The organism is Streptomyces corchorusii, from assembly GCF_001514055.1.
In the GTDB taxonomy this organism is placed as follows: Bacteria; Actinomycetota; Actinomycetes; order Streptomycetales; family Streptomycetaceae; genus Streptomyces; species Streptomyces olivaceoviridis.
Genome location: NZ_KQ948355.1, coordinates 581,532 through 602,336, shown reverse-complemented (window position 1 = coordinate 602,336; position 20,805 = coordinate 581,532). Strand labels below are relative to the sequence as shown.

Below are 20,805 nucleotides of genomic sequence, written 5' to 3'. Positions count from 1 at the left end.
CAGGGAACGACCGCGACCGGGCACTTCGTGCGTTCGCACGCCAACCCGGCATATGCATGGTTGTAGATATTTCTATGTGGCGGAAGGGGTGGCGCGCCCTGGCGTTTGAGGCGGGACGTTCGAATTCCGCGCGCCGGTTCGTCAGCCGAGGCACGGGGACGCGTCACCCGTCCGGGGTAGGGAGAGAACCTGGCGCGCGCGATTCGTGCAAGGTGGCAATCGAATCGAGTGTCAGCCCTTGAGATCGGCATTGTTTCCGTCGTACGCTCGCGGCATTCCCTCCCCGTCCCTGTCGAGGTGTCCCATGGACCGCACGCGTCTGCCCGCCCTTCTGGCCCGCGAGAGCGCCGAGGCCGAACGCCGCAACCCGCGCTCCCGGGCGGCGTACGCGCGCGCCGACCACCTCTTCGGCCGGGTGCCGATGACCTGGATGAACAAGACCGCCGGTGCCTTTCCGCGCTACCTGGCCGGAGCGCGCGGCGCCCGGGTCACCGACATCGACGGGCACGCGTACATCGACTTCTGCCTCGGCGACACCGGCGCGATGGCCGGCCACTCACCCGCCCCCGTCACCGAGGCGGTGCACCACCGGTACGCCGAACTGGGCGGGGCCACCGCCATGCTGCCCACCGAGGACGCCGAGTGGGTCGGCGCCGAACTGACCCGGCGCTTCGGCCTGGCCCGCTGGAGCTTCTCCCTCACCGCCACCGACGCCAACCGCTGGGCGATCCGGCTCGCCCGGGCCGTCACCGGCCGGCCGAAGATCCTCGTCAACAGCTACTGCTACCACGGCAGCGTGGACGAGTCGCTGATCGTCACCGGCCCGGACGGCACCGGCACCGCCCGCCCCGGCAACGTCGGCGCGCCCTGCGACGTGACGCTGACCAGCAGGGTCGCCGAGTTCAACGACCTCGCCGGGCTGGAGCGGGAACTGGCCTACGGTGACGTCGCCGCCGTACTGATGGAGCCCGCCCTCACCAACATCGGCATCGTGCTGCCCGAACCCGGCTACCTCACCGGCGTCCGCGAGCTGACCCGGCGGTACGGCGCCCTGCTCATCAACGACGAGACGCACACCTTCTCCGCCGGGCCCGGCGGCTGCACGGCCGCCTGGGACCTGGAACCCGACCTGCTCACCATCGGCAAGGCGATCGGCGGCGGCATCCCGGCCGGCGCCTACGGGCTCTCCGCCGAACTCGCCGACCGGCTGCTCGGCCGCACCGACCTGGATCTCGTCGACATGGGCGGCGTCGGCGGCACCCTCGCGGGCAACGCGCTGTCGGTCGCGGCCACCCGCGCCACCCTGGAGCACGTGCTGACCGACGAGGCGTTCGCCCGGATGGCGACCCTGGCCGAGCGGTTCGAGGCGGGTGTCCGGGCGGGGATCGAGGCGCACCGGCTGCCCTGGTCGGTCAGCCGGCTCGGCGCCCGCACCGAGTACCGCTTCACCTCCCCGGCCCCCCGCACCGGCACCGAGTCCGCGGCGGCCTCCGACCCGGAGCTGGAGGACTTCCTGCACCTCTACCTCGCCAACCGGGGCATCCTGCTGACCCCGTTCCACAACATGGCGCTGATGTGCCCGGACACCACCGAGCGGGACGTCGACACCCACACCGAGGTGTTCGCCGCCGCGCTCGCCGAACTGGCCGCCTGAGGAAGAGAGCCGGACGGGATGAAGGACATGGACGACATCGACCGGGCCATCCTGCGCGAACTCCAGACCGACGGCCGTATCGCCTACTCCGACCTCGGCCCCAAGGTCGGGCTGTCCGCCTCGGCGGCCCGGCAGCGGCTGCAACGGCTGCTGGACTCCAAGACGGTCCAGGTGGTCGGCGTCACCGACCCGATGGCCATGGGCGGACAGGCCATGGCCCTGCTCGGCATCGGCGTCGACGGCGACCCCCGGAGCGTCGCCGACACCCTCGCCGAGCGCCCCGAGGTCGTCTACTCGGTGCTCACCTCGGGCGGTTTCGACCTCTTCGCCGAGGTGGTCGCACCCGGCCCGAAAGCGCTGCTCGACTTCGTCAACGACGTGGTGCGCCCCATCGAGGGCGTCCGCGAGATCCGGTCCTTCCCGTACTTCGGCATCCACACCCACCGCTTCCTGTGGGACGTGGGCTGACCGGCGGGGACGACGGGGTCAGCCGGCGGGCGGCCCAGGCGTCAGCACCAGCATGGTGACGTCGTCGCGGATCGCGTACCGCCGCCGGGCCAGGTCCGCCCACACCGCGCCGGGCAGCTCGGCGGACGGGGTCCCGGACAGGGCGGCCAGCCGCTGCGGCAGCGGATAGAAGGCGCCGGTGCCGTCCCGCGCCTCCCACACACCGTCGGAGGCCAGGAACAGCCGGTCGCCCGGTCCGAGCGCCACGGTGGCCCCCTTCGGCGGATCGACCCCCAGGAGCCCGATGCCCAGCGGCGGACCGGGCGCGACGGTCACCTCCCGGGCCCGTCCCTCGTGCAGCAGGACCGGCACCGGATGACCGCAGGCCACCAGCCGGACCGCGGCCGTGTCCGTCGCGAACTCCAGCAGCAGGACCGTCGCGAACAGCTCCCCGTCCCGGGCGTCCGCCGTGTCCGCCGCGAGCCGGCGGTCCAGCCGGGCGGCCACCGACTCCAGGTCCGGCTGGTCCAGGGCGGCCTCCCGGAACGCCCCCAGCAGCGACACCACCGTCGCGACCGCGGCCAGCCCGTGCCCCCGCACGTCACCCATCACCGCGCGCACGCCGCACGGCCCCTCCCGCACGTCGAAGAAGTCGCCGCCCACCAGCGTCCCGTCCTGCGCGGCCCGGTAGAAGGACGCGCACCCGACCCGCCCGACCCGGTCCGGCAGCGGCGGCAGCACGGCCCGCTGCACCGCCTCGCCGATCGCCCGCTCGGTGTCGAGCTGGGCGTCCCGGTGGCTGCGCACATAGGACACGAACACGCTCAGCGCGGCCACGAACGCGATGGTGAGCACATCCGTGCTGCCGGGGAGGTTCAGATGGGTGGCCGGGACGTTCAGCACCACGATCGCGCCCACACCGAGCAGACCGGTCGTCACCGGGCCGTAGGACAGGACCGCCAGCGGCGGGATGGCGCCCAGCAGGAAGCCGAGATCGCGGGCGTGCGACGTGACCAGCGTGGCCGAGCCGACGGCCGCGAGCAGCAGCACGGGCAGCACGCGGATCCACCACGGCGGCGGCGCGCCCCGCAGCCAGCCCCGGTCCTCCCGGTCCCCGCGCGGCGACCGGCCGCGCACCGACTCCACATCCCCAAGTTACGCCGCTCCCGGCGGACCGCGCCGCGCGGAGGAACCCGCGGCATGCCGCGCGGGGACGCCCCTCGGAAAAGGGGTGGACCCCGGTCGGCCGAACCCCTAGCCTGTGATCATCACGCCCGAGACGGACGGACGAAGGAGGCGAGTGTCATGTGGACCACCACCATCCAGCGCTCCCCCCTCCCCGTGCCGCGGGCGTGTCACGTCTGATCCGACCGGGAGCGCGCACACCGTACGCATCCCGGAGGATTCCTTGACCGACGTGGTCATCCGCACGCTCGACGAGAGCAGTGCCCACCTTTTCCGCACCATGCCCGACCCGCTCGCGCTGAGCGAGAAGCACCGCGGCACCCACTACCGCCCCGACTGGCAGCGCATCGCCCTGCGCGACGGCCGTACCGTGGCGCGCGCCGCCTGGTGGGGCCGCCCCGAGGACCCCGAGCCGCTCGTGATCAACTGGTTCGACGTCGCCGAGGGCGAGGAGGAGGCGGGTGCCGAGCTGCTGCGGACGGCGCCCTGGACAACACCCGAACTCGAACTCGACCTGCCCACCGGCTGGCGCGACGACCCGCTGCGACGGGACGCGGTGGCCGTCCGGGAGAGTGCCGCCCGCCAGGCCGGCTACACGCCCCTGGTGCAGCGCTTCCTCTACCGCTGGACCCCGGACCGGGGACTGCCCGAGCGGCCCGGACGACTCCTGTTCACCGCCGAACCGGACGACGACGTGTTCCTCGACCTGCTGCGCCGCATCAACGCCGGCACGCTCGACGCCCACGCCCGCCGGGCCATCGAGCGGGGAGGCGTGGACCAGGCGGCCCGGGAGGACCTGGAGATCCTGCGCTGGTTCCCGTCACCGCGCGAATGGTGGCAGATCGCGCGCACCCCGCAGGGCGACCCGGTCGGCATCCACATCCCGGCGCGCAACCCCGGCGGTCCGTGCGTGGCCTTCATCGGCGTGGTGCCGGAGCACCGGGGCCACGGCTACGCCTACGACCTGCTCGTCGAGTGCACCCACTTCCTGGTCGGACAGGGCGCCGAGTTCATCGCCGCCGCCACCGACCAGGGCAACGTCCCGATGGCCGCGCACTTCACCAGGGCCGGCTATCCCGTCGTACGCGAACGCGTCAACTACTGGACCGACCACGAGGCCACGGCCGGGTGACGCGCTGAGGGCGCGGTGACCCGCGGCGCCGGGGAGCGGGACCGGCCCCCTGCCCGGCGCCGCGGCCGGTCATCCCCTGCCGTCCGCCAGCCGTGCCTCCGCCGTGGCCAGGATCTCGGTGACCCGGAGGCCGAACGCGGCGTCGCAGGGGTGCGGCCGGCCCGTACGGGCCGCCCGCACCAGCGCGTCGGCGGCCCGGGAGAGCGCGGGGACCGCTCCCTCGGAACTCCCCGGCAGGAGCGTCACGCCCGCCTCGCCGCGCAGTTCCACATCGGCCCCGGCCGCCGCCGGCGGGGCGGTCAGGCTCAGCGTGAGGGTGCTCGACGCGCCGGTGGAGTGGTCGAGCACCAGGTGCACCGTGTCCGCGGGGCCGTGCGCCGCCGCCACGACCTGCCGTACGTCGCCGAGGACCGGCAGCAGCACCGACAGGGCGTGCGGGCCGACGTCCCACAGCGCGCCCTTCTCCCGCCGCCAGGGCGAGGCCGCGAACGGGCTGTCGCTCGTGAACACCGCCCCCAGCCACTGTGCCCGCGCCGTGAACCAGCCCGCCACGGCCGCCTGTTCGTCTATCCAGGCCTCCGGCTCCTTCTGGAAGCGCGCGGTGAAGAACACCACCGACGCCACCCCGGCCTTCTCCACCGCCCGCACGACGGCCCGCCCCTCGGCGACCGTCACCGCCAGCGGCTTGTCCAGCAGCAGATGGCGGCCCGCCTGCGCCGCCCGCACCGCCAACTCGGCCTGCACGGACGGCGGCAGGGCCACCGCCACCGCGTCCACGTCGGCCAGCAGCGCGTCCACGTCGGCGTACGCGGCCACGCCGTACTGCTCCGCGAGCTCCGTGGCCGCCTCCGGCCGGCGCCCCCACACCCCGGCGAACTCCAGGCCGGTGTGCCCGGCGAGGGCGGGGGCGTACGCCGCCTTGGCCCACGGGCCCGTTCCCAGCAGTCCGATGCGCATGTCGCGTTCCTTTCTCCGAACCGATCCCGGCACCCTCACGATGCCGTGCTCCGGTCGCCGTCCGCACACCCGCGGCCGGCATCGCCTTCTTCGGCCAGCCACTGGGCGATGGTCGCGGCGATCGGCTGACCGGTGTCCATCTCCACGAAGCCGAACTGGCCGGACTGGTTGCACTCCAGGAACCACCAGATCCCGTCGGCGCCCTCCGCGAAGTCGAAGGCGCCGTACGCCAGTTCCGCACCCGCCATGTAGCGCAGCACGCCCTCGGCGACCCGCGGCGGCACCTCGGCGGGCAGCCAGGGGGAGACCGACGGGGCGAAGCGGACGTCCACGTCGTCCGGATGGGCGTCCGGGTCGGCGGGCTTGCGCGCGGCCAGCAGCGCCTCGCCGACGACGGTGAGCCGGATGTCGGCCCGCTTGGCGATCCGCCGTTGCAGCAGGGTCGGGCCGAAGGCGACCGCCGTGAAGTCGGCGTCCGGCGCGACCCGGCTGGTCGGCACCGCCCTGGGCGGCTCCTGCGGGTGCGCCCCGGAGACCGGCTTGACCACCAGGTCCGGGAAGCGCTCCGCGAACTCCCGCGCCGCCTGGGGGAACGTCGTGATGAGCGTGGCCGGCACCGCGAGGCCGCTGCGCTGGGCCAGACGCAGCTGCCAGGGCTTGTGCCGGGCCCGGCGCGCGGCGTCCGGGTGGTTCATCCAGCGGGCGTCGGTGCAGCGCAGCATGCCGTACAGCGCCTGCGACGACTCCTCGGTCAGCCAGGCGGACGGGTGGGCGGCGCGGGCGGCCGGGTCGCCCGGCCTGCGCACCCAGACGGAGCGCAGGCCGTTCATGCTCACCAGGCGCCCGCCGACGGACAGATGTCCCCGGCAGGCGCCTCGCACGTACTCGCCCGACAGCGCCACCCCGTTGGTGAGGTCGGCGGGGTCGAGCCGGACGACGGGCACGCCCGCCTCGCCCAGCCGGAGGACCACCATGTCCGCCGTCACGTCCTCTTCACTGGTCAGGATGAGCACGGTCATCTGAAAAGGCCCGCGGTTCAGTCGTCGAAGTGCGTCTTGGAACCGGCGGTCGAGGTCGTGGTCCCGAGTGCTCTGAGGGTCGCGTGGTCGGTGGCGGCGATCCGCCCGTCCGGGAGGACGTTCAACTGGAGTCCGGAGTCGTACGCATACGGAGCGGTGACGTCCAACTGCACCGCGGGCCGCGCGTAGTTGAGCGTGAACGGTTGCATGGTCTCTCCCTGATTCGGCTTTCACGTCCTTATACGAGTCGAACGGGTGATTGGTTTCCTCACGGTGAGTGAGATCCCTTCGGAGGGGTTCGTTCCGGAGTCATCGCGCGAGCGCGCCGCGCGCCGCCGCCAGCGCCTGTTCGGCGTATCCCCGCCCGAACAGCACCGCGTGCACCATAAGCGGGAAGAGCTGGTGCAGGCCGACCCGGTCCCGCCAGCCGTCGGCCAGGGGTGCCGCCCGCCGATAGCCGGCGAGCACCCGGTCCAGGTGGGGACAGCCGAACAGTTGGAGCATCGCCAGATCGGTCTCCCGGTGCCCGCCGTGCGCGGCCGGGTCGATCAGCCGGACCTCGCCGTCGGCGCCCCACAGCACATTGCCGTTCCACAGGTCGCCGTGCAGCCGGGCGGGTGGCTCGGCCGGCCCCGCCAGCTCCGGCAGCCGTGCGCAGACCCGCTCGAACACCGCCGCCTCGCCCGGCCGGAGCGTGCCGCGGTCGACCGCGCCGCGCACATACGGCAGCACCCGGTGCTCGGCGTACCAGCGGGGCCAGTCGGTACCCGGTGCGTTGCGCATGGGGGCGAGGCCGATGCGGGCGTCCTCGGGCCCGTCGGGCGGCGGTGCCCCGAAGTGGGGCGCACCGGCCGCGTGCAGCGCGGCGAGGGACTGGCCGAAACGCAGCGCCGCCTCGGGATCCGGAGAGCCGGTGGGCACCCGCTCGGTCACCATCCAGTGCTCGTCGTGTCCGAGCACCGCCGGCACCCGGACCGCGTCCGCCGCGGCCAGCCAGCGCAGCCCCGCCACCTCGGCGCGCACCGCCCCGGGGCCGTCGCCACGCTTGACCATCACCGGGGTCCCGCCGTCCAGCAGCACCTCGGCGGGCGAGCCCCACGACCGCCGGGCCCCGCTCACCGGGCGCCCGGTGAGCCGGGCCGCCACCTGTCCAGGATCCTCGTCTCGGTTGACCACGGCCCCAGCGTACGGCCCGCGATCCAGGCCGCTCACCTGGTGCTTCAACCGTTGACACGACCGTTCTCAGCGGACCCCGGGCGGTCGCCGGCCGTGCTGATCCGGTGCGGCCGGTGTGCGGGGTGCCGCGTCGCCGCGCCGGGGGCTCGCGGGCGCCGACGCCGAACCCGTGCGGTTCCCGCTTGCCCGGCTGCCGGGGCGCGTCCCGGCCCGGCGCCCGGAGCCCCCTCAGCGGCCGATGGGGTATGTGAGCCGGGTCAGCCCCACCGGGTTCCCGGCCGGCAGCAGGCCCGAGTCCCCGACCGTGCGGGCCAGCGGCTCCAGCAGCGTGGCCAGCCGCCCGCTCCGCTCGGCGCCCAGCGCGGTCCACGGTCCCTCGACCGCCGCGTCGGTGAGCGTCTCGGCCTCCGCACGCAGGGCCGCGCCCGCCGGCGTCAGCGTGCCGTCCGCCGTGAGCCGGCCGTCCGCGCGCAGCCTGCCCACCGCCGCCGCCCACTCGTCCTCCGGCCACTTCCGGGTCTCGCGCAGGAAGGCCCCGTCGGACTCGCCGGCCGCCGCCTTGAGCACCATGGCCTCCACCGGCCCGAGCCCCAGGCCGACCAGCACCGCCACATGGGAGTCGCCCCGCTGCTCGCGCAGGGTCGTCAGGGCCTGCCACAGGCGGGCGGCCGGCTTGGCGGGCCGTTCCAGCGCCTGGTTGGCGGCGCCCAGCACCCGGCCCGCGGTGTCCGCGCCCGCGGCGGCCTCCCAGGCCAGGTCCGCGGCCTCCGCGAACGCGCCGGAGCCGACGGTGTCCGCCCCGAACAGGCGGGTCATCGCCGCGTCCATCGCCTCCAGCCGGGCCGTCAGCGCCTTTGCCGGGGTGGTGTACGACCAGGCGTCCGGCAGCGCCCGGGTCACCCGGACCGGGTGGAAGACGTAGAAGCAGCCCGTCACCACGGCCGGGGCCACGGCGCCGAGCGGCGCGGCGCGCAGCGCGAAGTAGCCCATCCAGAACCCGCGCAGCCCGAGCTCCTCCGCGGCCCGGCGTGCCTCCGGTGCGAAGTACACGAGACTGTGCACCGGCTCGTACCGCTCCCACAGGGCCCGCGCCATCCCGTCCGCCACTGCTTCCTCCCACCGCCGTCGGCCTTGACGTGCTGTCGGCACCAGCCTGCGTTATGACAGCGGTCATAACAAGGGGGCGGCGGGCCGGGAGCGAGGAGTGCGGTCGGGAGGGCTCACCGGGCGGGGACCCGGATCCGGCCGATGGCGTTGCCGAGCAGCTCGGTGAACCACACGGCTCCGCCGGGCCCGGCCGTCAGCCGCAGCGGCACCTTCTCGCCGCCGTCCGGCACCGGGAAGGCGGTGACGGTGCCGGACGCGGTGATCCGGCCGACGCGGCCGGCCTGGTCGGCGTACCAGACCTGCCCGTCCGGCCCGCGTGTGATGCCGCCGGGCAGGCTGTCCGGGCCGGGCAGCGGGAACCGGGTGACGTGCCCGGCGCGGTCGACGCGGAGCACCGCTTGCCCGCCGGACGCGGTGAGCCACATGCCGCCCGGTCCGGCGACGATGCCGCCCGGGAAGCCGGAGGCCCCGCCGGGCAGCGGGAACTCGGTGAGCTGTCCGGCGGGGGTGATCCGCCCGACCTTGCCGCCGCTCAGCTCGGTGAACCACAGCGCGCCGTCGCCGCCCGCCGCGATGGAGTGGGGGGAGGCGTCCGGCGTGGGCACCTGGTACTCGGTGATCCGCCCCGCGGTCGTGATGCGGCCGATCCGGTTCCCGGTCCCCTCGGTGAACCACAGCGCCCCGTCCGGGCCGGAGGCGATCCCGGCCGGGCCGCTGCCGGCCGCCGGCAGCGGGAACTCGGTGAGCAGCCCGGCGGGGGTGACGCGGCCGATCCGCCCGGCGGTGGTCTCGGTGAACCACAGGGCCCGGTCCGGCCCTTGGACGATCTCGGCCGGGCCGGTGTCCGGGCCCGAGGTGGGGATGTCGGTGACCGTGCCGTCGACCGCCATCCGCCCGATCCGTCCGGCGCCGTGCTCCGCGAACCACAGCGCGCCGTCCGGACCGGCGGTGATGCCGACGGGTGCGGCACCGGCCGTCGTGGTCACCGGATACTCCGTCACGGTGTCCGCCCCCGCGCGGGCGGCAGCGGCGCCGGCGGTGACGGCGGTCGCGGCGAGCAGAGCACCGGCCGCTGCGGCGGCCGGCCAGCGGACCCGTCGCCCGCACCGGGGGTTCGTCGGCATGGAGTGCCTCCTTCGGGCGGCCCTGCGCAGGCAGGGGGTGAGGGCGTTCCCGGCTGCCGTACGACGGGCTCACCCCGGCAGGCGTGGACCGCGTCGGCGATTGACCCGGACGAGGGGTCCCGGAGCCGGTGCGCTGGGGCAGACGGGTGGCGTGGTGACCCGGCTGGGCGGCTCGGATGGTGGGAGCCAGGGGCCTCACTGACGGTGGTTCATGTCGGGGCCGGGTCCATCCAGCTGATGAGGTATCCGCTGCCCGGTCACGGCGGAAGGACATCACTATGCGCTCTGCCCGCATGCTCCTGGCAACGGCGGCTGCCGCCGCCGCCCTATCCTTCGCCACACCCGGCGCCGCGTTCGCCGCAGCGGCCGAGCACGACGGCGGCGGCCGGGGCGGCTCCTCGTACAGCAAGGAGCAGGACAGCGAGTCCGACGAGGACGAGGGATCCGACGGCGACCAGGAAAAGGACTACGGCAACAAGCGCGGCGGCGGTGGGGAACACGACGGGCCGCGCGGCGGAATGCACACGGGTGGCGGAGCGCTCGCCGCGGTGCGCAGCGAGGACTGGGGTTCCAGCGGCGACAGCCGGTTCGACCCCGAGAGCTACCGCGACAAGGACGAGGGCGGGGGCGACAACGGCGACAAGGGCGACCGGGGTGAGAAGGGCGACCGGGGCGACAAGGGCGACCGGGGAGAGAAGGGCGAGAAGGGCGACTGGGGTGGCGACCACGACAAGCCGCGCGGTGGCATGCACACCGGTGGCGGCGCGCTCGCCACGCCCGGTGTCACCGCGGGCGGCCTCGCCGTCCTGGCCGTAGGCGCCACCGGCGCCTTCGCGCTGCGCCGCAAGAAGGCCGCCCAGCCGGCGTCCTGACGGGCCGTACGTCCCAGGGGCTGCGGACGCCGCCGGCGCGCCCCCGCGCCGGCGGCCCGCGCCCCCTGCGCCCCGCCCCGGACGCCGGTGCCGGCGCCGTCTTCCCCGCCCTGATCCCCGTGCTGCCGTGCCCGAGTGAGGTGGTGTCCGATGGCAGCAGATCCCTCTTCCCCGACCCCGTCAGGACCGGCAGCGGACGAGCAGCGCGCCGGCTACGGCGGGCGGCTGACGCTGTGGGGAGTGGCGGCCGTCTTCCTCGCCGTCAGCATGTTCGGCGGTCACCAGCAGCCGGACGACAAGCCGGAGGCGCACCGGGCCTCGGGCACCGGCGCCCCGCCGGCGACCGACTCCCGGCAGGCCGACGACGCGCTGCCGAGGTCCGCACCGACCCGGCTGCGCATCCCGAAGATCTCCGTGGACGCCCCCTTCACCTCCCTGGAGCTCGGCGACACGGGCCAGTTGGAGCCGCCGCCCGCCGCCGACACCAATCTCGTCGGCTGGTACGCCGACGGTGCCGCGCCCGGCGAGCGGGGCACCGCGATCATCGCCGGACACGTCGACACGGTGACCTCGCCGGCCGTCTTCGCCAACCTGGACGAGTTGGAGCCCGGCGACCGGTTCTCGGTGCAGCGGGCCGACGGGCGCACGGCGGACTTCGTCGTGGACAGCGCCGAGACCTTCGCCAAGGACGACTTCCCCAGCAAACGGGTGTACGCCGACGCCTCGCGCCCCGAGGTCCGGCTCATCACCTGCGCCGGGGACTACGACCGGACGGTGCGGGACTACACCGACAACCTGGTGGTCTTCGCGCACCTGGTGTGAGGGCGTTCCGGCGCGAGCCGGGGCACCGCTCCCCTCCGGTCAGGCGGCGCGCTCAGCGAAGGGCCCGTCCGCGGCGAACGCCAGCGCCGCGAACCGCTCGCCGATGCGGCGGTGTCCGGCGGTGTCCGGGTGGAGGCCGTCGGGCAGCGGCAGCTCGGCGAAGTCGGCCTCCCCGTACAGCTCGCGGCCGTCCAGGTGGTGCAGGGCCGGGTCCTCGGCCGCCCGCTCGCGCACGATCCGGGCCAGCTCCTCCCGGACGACCCCCAGGGTGAGCTTCCCGGCCGCCCGCTCGGCCGGATCCCCGGCGGCCCGGTACCGCATGCGCCCCTCGCCCAGGGCGGTCAGGTCCATGAGGGTGGGACCGGGCGTGTCCTCGTGCAGCGGGCACAGGACCGGCGAGACGACGAGCAGCGGGGTGTCGGGGTGCCCCTCGCGGACGGTGTCGAGGAATCCGTGCACGGCGGGGCCGAAGGCGCGCAGCCGCATCAGGTCGGTGTTGACCAGGTTGATGCCCAGTTTGACGCTGATCAGGTCGGCGGGCGTGTCACGCAGCGTCCGGGCGGTGAACGGGTCGAGCAGCGCGCTGCCGCCCAGCCCCAGGTTGATCAGCTCGACCCCGCCCAGGGACGCGGCGAGCGCCGGCCAGGTGGTGGTGGGGCTCGCCGCGTCCGAGCCGTGGCTGATCGAGCTGCCGTGGTGCAGCCACACCCGGCGGCCCCGGTCCGGTACGGGCTCGACGGGGGCGTCGGCGCGCAGCGCGACCAGCTCGGTCGTCTCGTTGTGCGGCAGCCAGATCTCCACGTCCTTGACGGTGTCCGGGAGGCCGGCGAAGCGCACGGTACCCACCGGGCCGGGCCGGTGCCGGGCGGAGCCGGTGCCCAGGTCGATGGTGAGGGTGTCGCCCTCGGCGAGGGAGGCGCTGCCGGCCGGGCGTCCGTCGACGAGCAGGTCGTACACGCCGTCCGGGCGCGGCGGTGCGCCGACGTAGACCCGCTTGGTCGGCAGGGTGTCCAGCTCGACGGTGGTGGCGCGGGTGCGCAGGGCCAGCCGTACGCCGGAGGGCTGGGACTCCGCCAGGGCCAGCTGCGGGTCGGCGCACTGGGCGCGGGCCCGGGCGGGCAGCCGGTGCGGCAGCAGGCCGTGCGCGGTGCGCTCCAGTTCGAGGGCACCGCGTATCAGGCCGGCGGTGAGGGGGATGGTGAGCATCGTGTCTGCCTGCGTTTCGAGGGGGGATCGCCGTGGGGGAGCCGTGCGGTTCAGGGCTGGGCCGGCCAGTCGCGCAGCAGGGAGTCGAGGGCGTCCAGGATCCGGGTCCACGACTCCTGCGAGTCGGGAGCGCTGTGGCTGAAGCCGCCGGCCGTCTCCAGGCTGACGTAGCCGTGGAAGACGCTGCCGAGGAGGCGGACCGCGTGGGTCTGGTCCGGCTCGGTCAGGTCGTAACCGCGCAGGATCGCCCGGGTGAGCTGTGCGATCCGCACTCCCGCGCTGCCGGCCGCCGTCTCGGCGTCCAGCGGGTGGCGGGCCGCCGCGTAGCGGCCGGGGTGCGCGCGGGCGTAGTCGCGGTAGACGTTCGCGAAGGCGCCCAGGGCGTCCTTGCCGGACCGGCCGGCCAGCGCCTCGGCGGCACGGTCGGCCAGCTCCGCGAGGGCGAGCAGGGCGATCCGGGTCTTGAGGTCCTGCGAGTTCCGCAGGTGCGAGTACAGGCTCGCGACCTTGACGTCGAACCGCCGGGCCACCGCGGACACCGTCACGTGGTCGAAGCCGACCTCGTCGGCCAGCTCCGCGCCGGCCCGCACCAGGCGTTCGGTGGTCAGCCCCGCACGCGTCATCACTGTCTCTCCCGTCTGTCGAAAGCCATTGTGCAGTTTCCTAAAGCCTTTAGGCAAACGGGCATCCTGCTTAGGTCGACTCGGTTACCCGTGGACTCCGGAGCACCTTCGGCTTGTGGGCACAATGGAACGCTTCCGGCGCGCGAGCGTACGGGGGCCGGAACGGGCGGAGAGTGGAGCGATGGAGTTGGAGTTGCGGCACCTGCGGGTGCTGTGCGCAATCGCCGACGCGGGCAGCGTGGGCCGTGCCGCCGCACAGCTCGGCTACTCGCAGCCGGCCGTCAGCACCCAGCTGCGGCGCATCGAACGCCACCTCGGCGAGCCCCTCTTCGAGCGCGGACCCGGCGGGGTCCGGCCGACCCGGTACGGCGCCGAGGTCGTCGAACAGGCCCGGGACGTCCTCGCGCGGGCCGCCGCGATCGGGCACCGCCCGCCCGCCGCCCGCCCCCGAGGCACCCTGCGCGTGGCCGCGACGAACTCGCCCATGCTGTCCGGCACGGTCTCCCGGGTCCGTGCGCGGCTGCCGGAACTCTCCCTCTCGGTCACCAGCGTCTACGCGTCCTCGCGGATCGTCGAGCTGCTGGAGGAGGGCGCGGTGGACGCGGCCATCGCCGCCGACTACCCGGGCATGGAACTACGGCACTCGACCGCCGTACGGCACCGCGGCATCGTCACCGAGCCCACCTTCGTCGCCCTGCCCGCCCGCCACCGGCTCCGGCAGAGCGCCCAGGTCCAGCTCGCCGACCTCGCCGAGGACGCCTGGTTCGTGACCCCGGACGACGGCGCCGGCTGGCCGGGGGTGTTCTACGACGCCTGCGCCGCGGCCGGGTTCACACCGGTGACCGTCCACGAGTGGCTCGGCGACCAGACCCAGCTACAGAGCATGATCGCCGACGGTCTCGGGGTGTCCCTGGTGCAGCCGACACTGCGGCCGATCCCGCACGTCACGGTCAAACCGCTGGTGGGCTCCCCGCTCTGGTGCCGCTATGTGCTGGCCTGGCGGCCGGAGACCGTCACCGACGACACCGTGGAGACCCTCTTCCGGTCCGCCACGGACGCGTACCGCGACCTCGTCGCCCAGGCCCCGCACCTGCGTACCTGGGCCTCGCGCACCTGGAGCGTCGCCGGGGCGTAGCGGCGGGTCACGGATGCGCCGCGGTGTCGTGAGCGGCCGGCGCCAGGTGCTGAACGCACTTCCGGCGGTCTCGCCGACCGCACAGTGGCTCACGGCGTCCGCCGCGGGCGGGTGCGGTCAGGCCCGCCCCGGCCTGACCGCACCCGCCCCGCGGAACGGCCGCCGACCGCGAACCCCGGTCGGCGGCCGTACGCGTACGCGCGACCCGGGCGGTCAGACCGCCGGCGCCGGGTACGTCGGGTACTCCACGCCGGACACGTGCTGGACGACCCGGACGACCTGGCAGGAGTAGCCGAACTCGTTGTCGTACCAGAGGTAGAGGATCGCGTTGTCCCCGTCCACCTTCAGCGCGCCGGCGTCCACGATCGAGGCGTGGCGCGAGCCGATGAAGTCGCTGGAGACCGCGTCGGGCGCCGTGATGAAGTCGATCTGGCGCTTGAGCGGCGAGGTCAGCGACACCTCGCGCAGGTAGTCGTGGACCTCCTCGCGGGTGGTCTCGCGGGCCAGCTGGAGGTTGAGGATCGCGATCGACACGTCCGGCACCGGGACGCGGATGGAGCTGCCGCTGATCTTCGCCTTGAGGTCGGGCAGCGCCTTGGCGACGGCGGAGGCGGCGCCGGTCTCGGTGATGACCATGTTGAGCGGCGCGGAGCGGCCCCGGCGCTCGGACTTGTGGTAGTTGTCCAGCAGGTTCTGGTCGTTGGTGAACGAGTGGACGGTCTCGACGTGGCCGCGCAGCACGCCGTACTCGTCGTCCATGGCCTTCAGCGGCGGCACGATCGCGTTGGTGGTGCAGGAGGCGCAGGACAGGATCTGCTCGTCCGGCTTGATGGTGTCGTGGTTGACGCCGTGCACGATGTTCGGGACGTCGCCCTTGCCCGGCGCGGTCAGCACGACCTTCTCGATGCCGGGGCGCAGGTGCTGCGACAGGCCCTCGCGGTCGCGCCACTTGCCGGTGTTGTCGATGAGGATGGCGTCCCGGATGCCGTACTCGGTGTAGTCCACGTGCGACGGGTCGTCGGCGTAGATCACCTTGATGGCGTTGCCGTTGGCGACGATCGTGCTGCTGTCCTCGTCCACGGTGATCGTGCCCTGGAACTGGCCGTGGATGGAGTCGCGGCGCAGCAGCGAGGCGCGCTTGACGATGTCCTGGGCGCCGCCGCCGCGCACCACGATGGCGCGCAGCCTCAGGCCGTTGCCGGAGCCGGCCTTCTCGATCAGCAGGCGGGCGACGAGCCGGCCGATGCGGCCGAAGCCGTACAGCACGACGTCACGCGGCTCGCGGCGCTCGATCTTGTCGGCCCCGGTGGCGCCGGCGACCGCCTCGGCGGTGAACTCCGCCACGCTCAGGCCGCGGTCGTCGGCCTTGTAGGTGGTGGCCAGCATGCCGAGGTCGATCTGCGACGGCCCGAGGTCGAGGGCGGTCAGGGCCTGGAGGAACGGCATGGTCTCGGTGACCGACAGCTCGGCGCCGGCGATCTGCCGGGCGAAGCGGTGCGTCTTCAGGATGCTGACCACCGACTTGTTCACCAGGGAGCGGCTGTGCAGCAGGACGGTCACGTCCCGCTCGCGGTGCAGCTTCCCGATGAGCGGGATCATCGACTCCGCGATCTCCTCGCGGATCTTCCAGTTGGTGAACGAGTCGTCGTTGACAGTCACAGATCCATCTTTCGAGCTAGGCAGCGCTCATATGATAACCACACCCTTCTGGGCCCCTTTGAGGGGGCGAGCGGGGCCGGGGACGCGTCCGGACGCGTGAAAACCGGGGGAGGGGCGGCGCAAACCCGGGTCGCGCGTTGCACCTGCCCACCGGCGTGCCCAAGGTCGACGCCGTGAGCACCTCCTCCGTCCCCCGGCCCGAACCGACGGCCCCCTCCGGGCCGCTGAGGCGTCCCCGGCTGCCCCGGCCGACCGGGCCCGGCCGGCCGCAGGGCGCCCTGCCGGCGCTCGCCCTGTTCGCGGCCGTCCGGCTCGCCGGGATCCTCACGGTGATCCTCACCAACGAACTCCGGGGACAACCGCTGGTCAGGAACCTGGCCCACGGCTGGGACTCCCGCTGGTACCTGCACATCGCCACCCACGGCTACGGCCACCTCCTCTGGATCTCCCCGCAGGGCGCCGTCCAGACCGACTGGGCGTTCTTCCCCCTCTATCCGGCGCTCATCCGGGCACTGACCGCCGTCCTGCCCCTCACCCCGGGCCGGTCCGCCCTGCTCATCGCCTGGACGGCCGCGGGCGTGGCCGCGTACGGCGTCTACCTCGTCGGCCACCACCTGTACGGCCGGGGCGTCGCCACCGCACTGGTCGCCCTGTGGGCCGCCCTGCCGCACGCCGTCGAACTGACCATCGCCTACACGGAGTCGCTGTTCGCCGCGCTCGCCGCGTGGGCGCTGTACTGCGTGCTCAGGGGCCGCTGGCTGTGGGCCGGAACCCTGGCCGCGCTGGCGGGCCTGGCGCGGCCCAGCGGATTCGCGGTGGCGGTGGCCGTCATCCTGGCCGCCGGGCACCAGGCGGTGCGGCAGCGCGGCCGGGCTCCCGCGCGGCTGTGGGCCGGAGCCCTGCTGGCCCCCCTGGGCTGGCTGGGCTACGTGCTGTGGGTGGGGAGCCGTACGGGAGACCTCCTCGGCGGCTACTTCACCGTCCAGCGCGCCTGGGACTCCCGCTTCGACTTCGGCGCCGGCTCGGTGCGCTTCCTCAAGTCCCTGTTCCTGCACGGCGGGGGCGTCGTCTACCCGGTGGCCCTCCTGGTCGTCGCGTCGGGCGTCCTGCTGTTCGCCCTGCTCTGCCTGGAGCGCCCCCCGCCGGCCCTGGTGGTCTTCGCCGGCCTCCTGGTCCTCCTCGTGGTCGGCGGCTCCGGCTCCTTCTCCTCCAAGCCGCGGTTCCTGCTGCCGGCCTTCCCGCTGCTCGTCCCGGTGGCACGCGCCCTCGCCCGCACGTGGTGGCTGCGCCCGCCGGCGGCGATGGTCGTCTACGGCGCCCTCACCCTGGTCTCCCTGCTGTGCGGCGCCTATGTGACGGCGGTGGCCCACTCCCCGCTGTGACGGTGCGCGTCGTTGGTGCGGCTTGCGGTGAAGCGCGATGGCACGCGGACGGCCGCGCGCGAGACCTCGGATGGGGGAGACACGAGATTTGCGGATTCGGCCGTCTCAGAAGGTGGTTGCCGCCACCGATGCCGAGAACTGGTCGAACCAGGCCCACGCGCGGTTGCTGGACCTGACGGAATGGGGCCGTTCGGCAAAACAGCCGCGGAACCCGGCCGTCGGTGCCGGGGCCGTTGCCGGGCTCGGTCCGTACCGCACCCGCAAGGGGCGCCGGCGGACCGAGGCGTGTCTCAGCAGCGCGGGGCCTGGCGGCAACCCGTCCCGTCCGTGCGGGTGCGGGAGGACATGGTGCCTGGTGATGTCCCTGCCTTCGGCGAGGAAGGGGTGGCCGGGGCCGGGTGACGCAGTTCGATGGGCGGCGGATCCGGCGGCGTGAACAGCTCCTTGGCTCCGAGGAGGCCGAGCAGCCGGTCGACCATGCGGCTGGCGACGCGGATGACGACCGTCTTGCCCTGGCTGTCGGCTCGCTGCCGAAGCTCCATCAGCACACCCAGGCCGGCGCAGTCGCAGAATTCGAGCCCGCCCAGGTCCAGGTCGAGGCCGTGCTCCGACGCGGCGAGTGCTGTGTACAGGCCGGGACGGAGCCGGTCCGCGGAGTCGAGGTCCAGCTCACCCCGTACCTGGACGCGGATCCGGCCCCCGCGCGGTGTGCAGGAGGTAGTCGCCAAGCCGGCCGGCAGGGGCCTGTCCGGGTTCTCCCGGCTTCCCGGGCAGGGCAGGCCGGGCCCGCCGGCGAGCTGGGCCTGGTGGATGCGGTGGTACATGGCTTTCTCCCGCATGTCTGCGCAGGGGTCTGACTCAACGCTGCACCCTCACCCGGATGTACGTCAACTAATACACGAATCTCGGTACGTGTATTTGAGTGCGTGAATGGCTAGTCGGTAGACTCCGGGGCATGGATGGAGTGCCTGAGTCGCACAGCGGGTGGACCTTCCTGACGAACCATGCCCGCGTACTCGCGGCCGTCGCGGACAACCCACATGCGCGCATCCGGGACATCGCCGCGCGCTGCCGGCTCACCGATCGCGCTGTGCAGAAGATCATCGTGGACCTGGAGCAGGATGGTTACCTGTCTCACACCCGGGAGGGGCGCGGCAACACCTACCGGATCGATCCCAGCAGGACCCTGCGGCATCCGGCCGAAGCGGGGATCGGCCTGACGGTGGCCTCGCTCCTGTCGATGCTCGTCCAGGACGAGGCGCAACGTTCGGGGCAGCCCGATTCGACCGGCGTGATGACAGCCCCGTGATTGACAGTCTGACGGCGGTCTGAGGACGGTCTGGGGGGCGTGGCGTTCCGGCCTCGTGGAGGATCACCGGTCCCCGAAGCCGGCCGACACGCGCGCGTACCGCCCGGATTTCCGCGTCGCGCGCGGGACGATGGACGCCGGCCGTCCGCCGGGTGCGGATCCCGCGTCGGCCGTGATGACATGATCAGGCGGAGTACGACGGGGGAGGCGCTGCCGATGAGACTGCACACGCACGAGTGGGGGACCGGCGACCGGATCGCCGTCCTCGTGCACGGAATCATGTCCGACCACCGCACCTGGCACCGGGTCGCACCGGTCCTCGCCGGCAAGGGCTACCGCGTCATCGGCGTGGACCTGCGCGGGCACGGAGCGAGCGGCCGGGGCGAGTACAGCCCCGAGACCTGGGCGGACGACCTCGTCGAAACCCTCCCGGAACGCCCGGAACTGGTCATCGGTCACTCGCTCGGGGCCATGGCCCTGGCCGGCGCCGTCGAACGGCTGGCGCCCGCGCGGGCCGTCTACTGCGACCCCGCCTGGGACATACGCCGGAAACTGGTCGAGGCGTCCGCGTACTTCGCCGTCTTCAAGTCCGCGAACCGCGCGATGGTCAAGAGCCTCAATCCGCGCTGGGACGAAGCCGACGTGGACGTGGAACTGGCCACGCTCGCCGACTGGGACCCCGCCTCGGCCCGCGTCCTGCCGGGCATCTACGCGGTCAGCCGCACACCGGCGCGCCCGGTGGTGCCCTCCCTGGTGGTGCTGGCCGGCGCCGGTGAACTCGTACGGCCCGGTCTGGACGAGGAGTTGGTCCGACGGGGCTTCGAGGTCCGGACGGTCGAGGGAGCCGGGCACTGCGTCTACCGTGACGACTTCGACGGCTTCATGGGCGCGCTCGACGGCTGGGTCTGAGGGGGCTCAGGCCCCCGGCGCCGTGGGGAGCGTCAGCGCGGGTTGAAGACCACGCTGGCGAAGCGGGCGTTCGCGGGCGCCGAGCGGCCGGGGGCGAGCCGCAACGCCGACCCCGCGCACCTCTTCTTCGTGTAGACGACGAGCGGCTTCTTCGTCCTGTTGCGGGCGCCGCGCGCCTCCTGGGCCATGGCGAGGCACTTGCCGTCCGGCGGGTTGTCGATGGCGTACGCCTTGCCCTGGGGCCCGATCCAGACGAACGTCCCGTCGGCGGCGAGCGCGGAACCCGTGGTGGTCAGAGCGAGGGCGAGACCGCCGAGTACGGCGGCGAACGGACGCCGCAGGCGCAGGGGCGCGGCCTTCCTTGGCATGGGTGAGCCCTTCGGCGTAGGGGAGTCCTTCGGCATGGGTGAGCCCTTCGACATGGGTGAGTCCTTCGGCATCGGGGAGCCCTTCGACATGGATGAGTCCTTCGGCACGGGGGAGTCCTTCGTCGGGCGAGGCGGGGCGGGGGGGAGACGAACCGAGGGGCCGCAGCCGTAATCTCCCACCCCCGCCGCACCGGGCCCCGGAGCCGACACGGGCACGTCCGCCGTCCGGGGGACGATGCCCGGACCGGGACGGCGCCCCGCTGTCCGCGGTGCGAAGCCCGCGAATCGGGGTAGACGGGGGACGCCCGAGGAAAGGACCCGTCTCATGACGAACTACGTGATCAGCGTCCCCGGCACCTTCACCACCGGGATCGAGGCCGACACCCGCTCCCGGCTGGCCAGGGCGCTCCGGCCCGCCGATCCGCACGGCACGCACATGGGCAGCGCCGAGGACCTGGACGCGCTCAGCGTCAACGACGACAACACCTTCACCCTGCGCCTGACCGTGGAGGCGGACACCGGCCGGCACGCCGAGGAGGAGGCCCGCAGGCTCGCGGACTCCGCGCTCCAGCAGGCGGGACTGGACGAGCGGACGGCACCGCTCGGGCCCGCGGTGATCACCGGCATCGACTCCGAGGTCCGCTGACCGCGAGCACGGCCGGGACACCGGGCGCGCCGGAGCCCGGCCCGGCCGACCCTCCCCGAGGCACGATCATCCC

General features: G+C 73.8%; 22 protein-coding genes. 10 read left to right on the top strand and 12 right to left on the bottom strand.

Annotation, left to right across the window (positions count from 1 at the left end; translation table 11 throughout):
* Positions 1-304 precede the first annotated feature (304 nt).
* Both AQJ11_RS15330 and AQJ11_RS15325 read left to right on the top strand, forming a co-directional pair.
* The gene (locus AQJ11_RS15330; protein WP_079082319.1) at positions 305-1,654 is read left to right on the top strand and encodes a transaminase; all 1,350 of its coding nucleotides are present in this window, start codon (positions 305-307) and stop codon (positions 1,652-1,654) included.
* 27 nt (positions 1,655-1,681) lie between these two features.
* Positions 1,682-2,122 (top strand): Lrp/AsnC family transcriptional regulator, encoded by a 441-nt coding sequence (locus tag AQJ11_RS15325; RefSeq protein ID WP_059263486.1) that lies wholly within the window; start codon positions 1,682-1,684, stop codon positions 2,120-2,122.
* Between the two features lie 18 nt (positions 2,123-2,140).
* On the opposite strand, the gene AQJ11_RS15320 is transcribed toward AQJ11_RS15325, so the two are convergent.
* Complete coding sequence (locus tag AQJ11_RS15320) at positions 2,141-3,247, bottom strand: PP2C family protein-serine/threonine phosphatase (protein ID WP_059263415.1); 1,107 nt, start codon at positions 3,245-3,247, stop codon at positions 2,141-2,143.
* 262 nt (positions 3,248-3,509) lie between these two features.
* On the opposite strand from AQJ11_RS15320, the gene AQJ11_RS15315 reads away from it, so the two are divergent.
* Complete coding sequence (locus AQJ11_RS15315; RefSeq protein WP_059263414.1) at positions 3,510-4,418, top strand: GNAT family N-acetyltransferase; 909 nt, start codon at positions 3,510-3,512, stop codon at positions 4,416-4,418.
* Positions 4,419-4,487: 69 nt separating this feature from the next.
* Here the strand turns inward: AQJ11_RS15315 and AQJ11_RS15310 are convergent, their stop codons facing one another.
* From AQJ11_RS15310 to AQJ11_RS15285, 6 genes are all read right to left on the bottom strand, one after another.
* Entirely contained in the window at positions 4,488-5,375 is an 888-nt protein-coding gene (locus AQJ11_RS15310) for a Gfo/Idh/MocA family protein (protein WP_059263413.1), read from the bottom strand.
* A 35-nt stretch (positions 5,376-5,410) separates the two neighbouring features.
* Positions 5,411-6,394, bottom strand: coding sequence for an ATP-grasp ribosomal peptide maturase (tgmB, locus tag AQJ11_RS15305; RefSeq protein ID WP_059263412.1), 984 nt, complete (start codon positions 6,392-6,394; stop codon positions 5,411-5,413).
* A gap of 17 nt (positions 6,395-6,411) precedes the next feature.
* Entirely contained in the window at positions 6,412-6,603 is a 192-nt protein-coding gene (gene tgmA, locus AQJ11_RS15300) for a putative ATP-grasp-modified RiPP (RefSeq protein ID WP_014670659.1), read from the bottom strand.
* Between the two features lie 100 nt (positions 6,604-6,703).
* Positions 6,704-7,540 (bottom strand): fructosamine kinase family protein, encoded by an 837-nt coding sequence (locus AQJ11_RS15295; protein ID WP_059263411.1) that lies wholly within the window; start codon positions 7,538-7,540, stop codon positions 6,704-6,706.
* A gap of 258 nt (positions 7,541-7,798) precedes the next feature.
* Positions 7,799-8,677: an SCO6745 family protein gene (locus AQJ11_RS15290; protein WP_059263410.1), complete on the bottom strand. Its 879-nt coding sequence runs from the start codon at positions 8,675-8,677 to the stop codon at positions 7,799-7,801.
* 113 nt (positions 8,678-8,790) lie between these two features.
* Positions 8,791-9,801, bottom strand: a complete 1,011-nt coding sequence (locus AQJ11_RS15285) for a Vgb family protein (protein WP_059263409.1) — start codon at positions 9,799-9,801, stop codon at positions 8,791-8,793.
* A 278-nt stretch (positions 9,802-10,079) separates the two neighbouring features.
* On the opposite strand from AQJ11_RS15285, the gene AQJ11_RS15280 reads away from it, so the two are divergent.
* Positions 10,080-10,673 carry a hypothetical protein gene (locus AQJ11_RS15280; RefSeq protein ID WP_059263408.1) on the top strand — a complete coding sequence of 198 codons (594 nt, stop codon included), beginning with the start codon at positions 10,080-10,082 and terminating at the stop codon, positions 10,671-10,673.
* 150 nt (positions 10,674-10,823) lie between these two features.
* Positions 10,824-11,495 carry a class F sortase gene (locus AQJ11_RS15275; protein WP_014670654.1) on the top strand — a complete coding sequence of 224 codons (672 nt, stop codon included), beginning with the start codon at positions 10,824-10,826 and terminating at the stop codon, positions 11,493-11,495.
* 39 nt (positions 11,496-11,534) lie between these two features.
* On the opposite strand, the gene AQJ11_RS15270 is transcribed toward AQJ11_RS15275, so the two are convergent.
* The gene (locus AQJ11_RS15270; protein ID WP_059263407.1) at positions 11,535-12,701 is read right to left on the bottom strand and encodes a GDSL-type esterase/lipase family protein; all 1,167 of its coding nucleotides are present in this window, start codon (positions 12,699-12,701) and stop codon (positions 11,535-11,537) included.
* A gap of 50 nt (positions 12,702-12,751) precedes the next feature.
* A complete protein-coding gene (locus tag AQJ11_RS15265; protein ID WP_059263406.1) occupies positions 12,752-13,324 on the bottom strand; it encodes a TetR/AcrR family transcriptional regulator in 573 nt (190 codons plus the stop codon).
* Positions 13,325-13,505: 181 nt separating this feature from the next.
* Between AQJ11_RS15265 and AQJ11_RS15260 the strand changes: the two genes are divergently transcribed.
* Positions 13,506-14,459: a LysR family transcriptional regulator gene (locus AQJ11_RS15260; RefSeq protein ID WP_059263405.1), complete on the top strand. Its 954-nt coding sequence runs from the start codon at positions 13,506-13,508 to the stop codon at positions 14,457-14,459.
* 213 nt (positions 14,460-14,672) lie between these two features.
* Here AQJ11_RS15260 and AQJ11_RS15255 read toward each other — a convergent pair whose 3' ends face one another.
* Positions 14,673-16,118 carry a glyceraldehyde-3-phosphate dehydrogenase gene (locus AQJ11_RS15255; protein ID WP_014670650.1) on the bottom strand — a complete coding sequence of 482 codons (1,446 nt, stop codon included), beginning with the start codon at positions 16,116-16,118 and terminating at the stop codon, positions 14,673-14,675.
* Positions 16,119-16,291: 173 nt separating this feature from the next.
* On the opposite strand from AQJ11_RS15255, the gene AQJ11_RS15250 reads away from it, so the two are divergent.
* Positions 16,292-17,500, top strand: a complete 1,209-nt coding sequence (locus tag AQJ11_RS15250) for a hypothetical protein (protein ID WP_244218250.1) — start codon at positions 16,292-16,294, stop codon at positions 17,498-17,500.
* 290 nt (positions 17,501-17,790) lie between these two features.
* Here AQJ11_RS15250 and AQJ11_RS15245 read toward each other — a convergent pair whose 3' ends face one another.
* Positions 17,791-18,324: an STAS domain-containing protein gene (locus tag AQJ11_RS15245; RefSeq protein WP_059263404.1), complete on the bottom strand. Its 534-nt coding sequence runs from the start codon at positions 18,322-18,324 to the stop codon at positions 17,791-17,793.
* Between the two features lie 131 nt (positions 18,325-18,455).
* On the opposite strand from AQJ11_RS15245, the gene AQJ11_RS15240 reads away from it, so the two are divergent.
* Both AQJ11_RS15240 and AQJ11_RS15235 read left to right on the top strand, forming a co-directional pair.
* Positions 18,456-18,809, top strand: coding sequence for a helix-turn-helix transcriptional regulator (locus AQJ11_RS15240; protein WP_041664948.1), 354 nt, complete (start codon positions 18,456-18,458; stop codon positions 18,807-18,809).
* A 216-nt stretch (positions 18,810-19,025) separates the two neighbouring features.
* The gene (locus AQJ11_RS15235) at positions 19,026-19,718 is read left to right on the top strand and encodes an alpha/beta fold hydrolase (RefSeq protein WP_079082318.1); all 693 of its coding nucleotides are present in this window, start codon (positions 19,026-19,028) and stop codon (positions 19,716-19,718) included.
* A gap of 32 nt (positions 19,719-19,750) precedes the next feature.
* On the opposite strand, the gene AQJ11_RS15230 is transcribed toward AQJ11_RS15235, so the two are convergent.
* Positions 19,751-20,086: a hypothetical protein gene (locus AQJ11_RS15230; RefSeq protein WP_244218249.1), complete on the bottom strand. Its 336-nt coding sequence runs from the start codon at positions 20,084-20,086 to the stop codon at positions 19,751-19,753.
* 325 nt (positions 20,087-20,411) lie between these two features.
* Between AQJ11_RS15230 and AQJ11_RS15225 the strand changes: the two genes are divergently transcribed.
* On the top strand, positions 20,412-20,732 hold the full coding sequence (locus AQJ11_RS15225; RefSeq protein WP_059263402.1) for a hypothetical protein: 321 nt from the start codon (positions 20,412-20,414) through the stop codon (positions 20,730-20,732).
* The last annotated feature ends 73 nt before the right edge of the window (positions 20,733-20,805 follow it).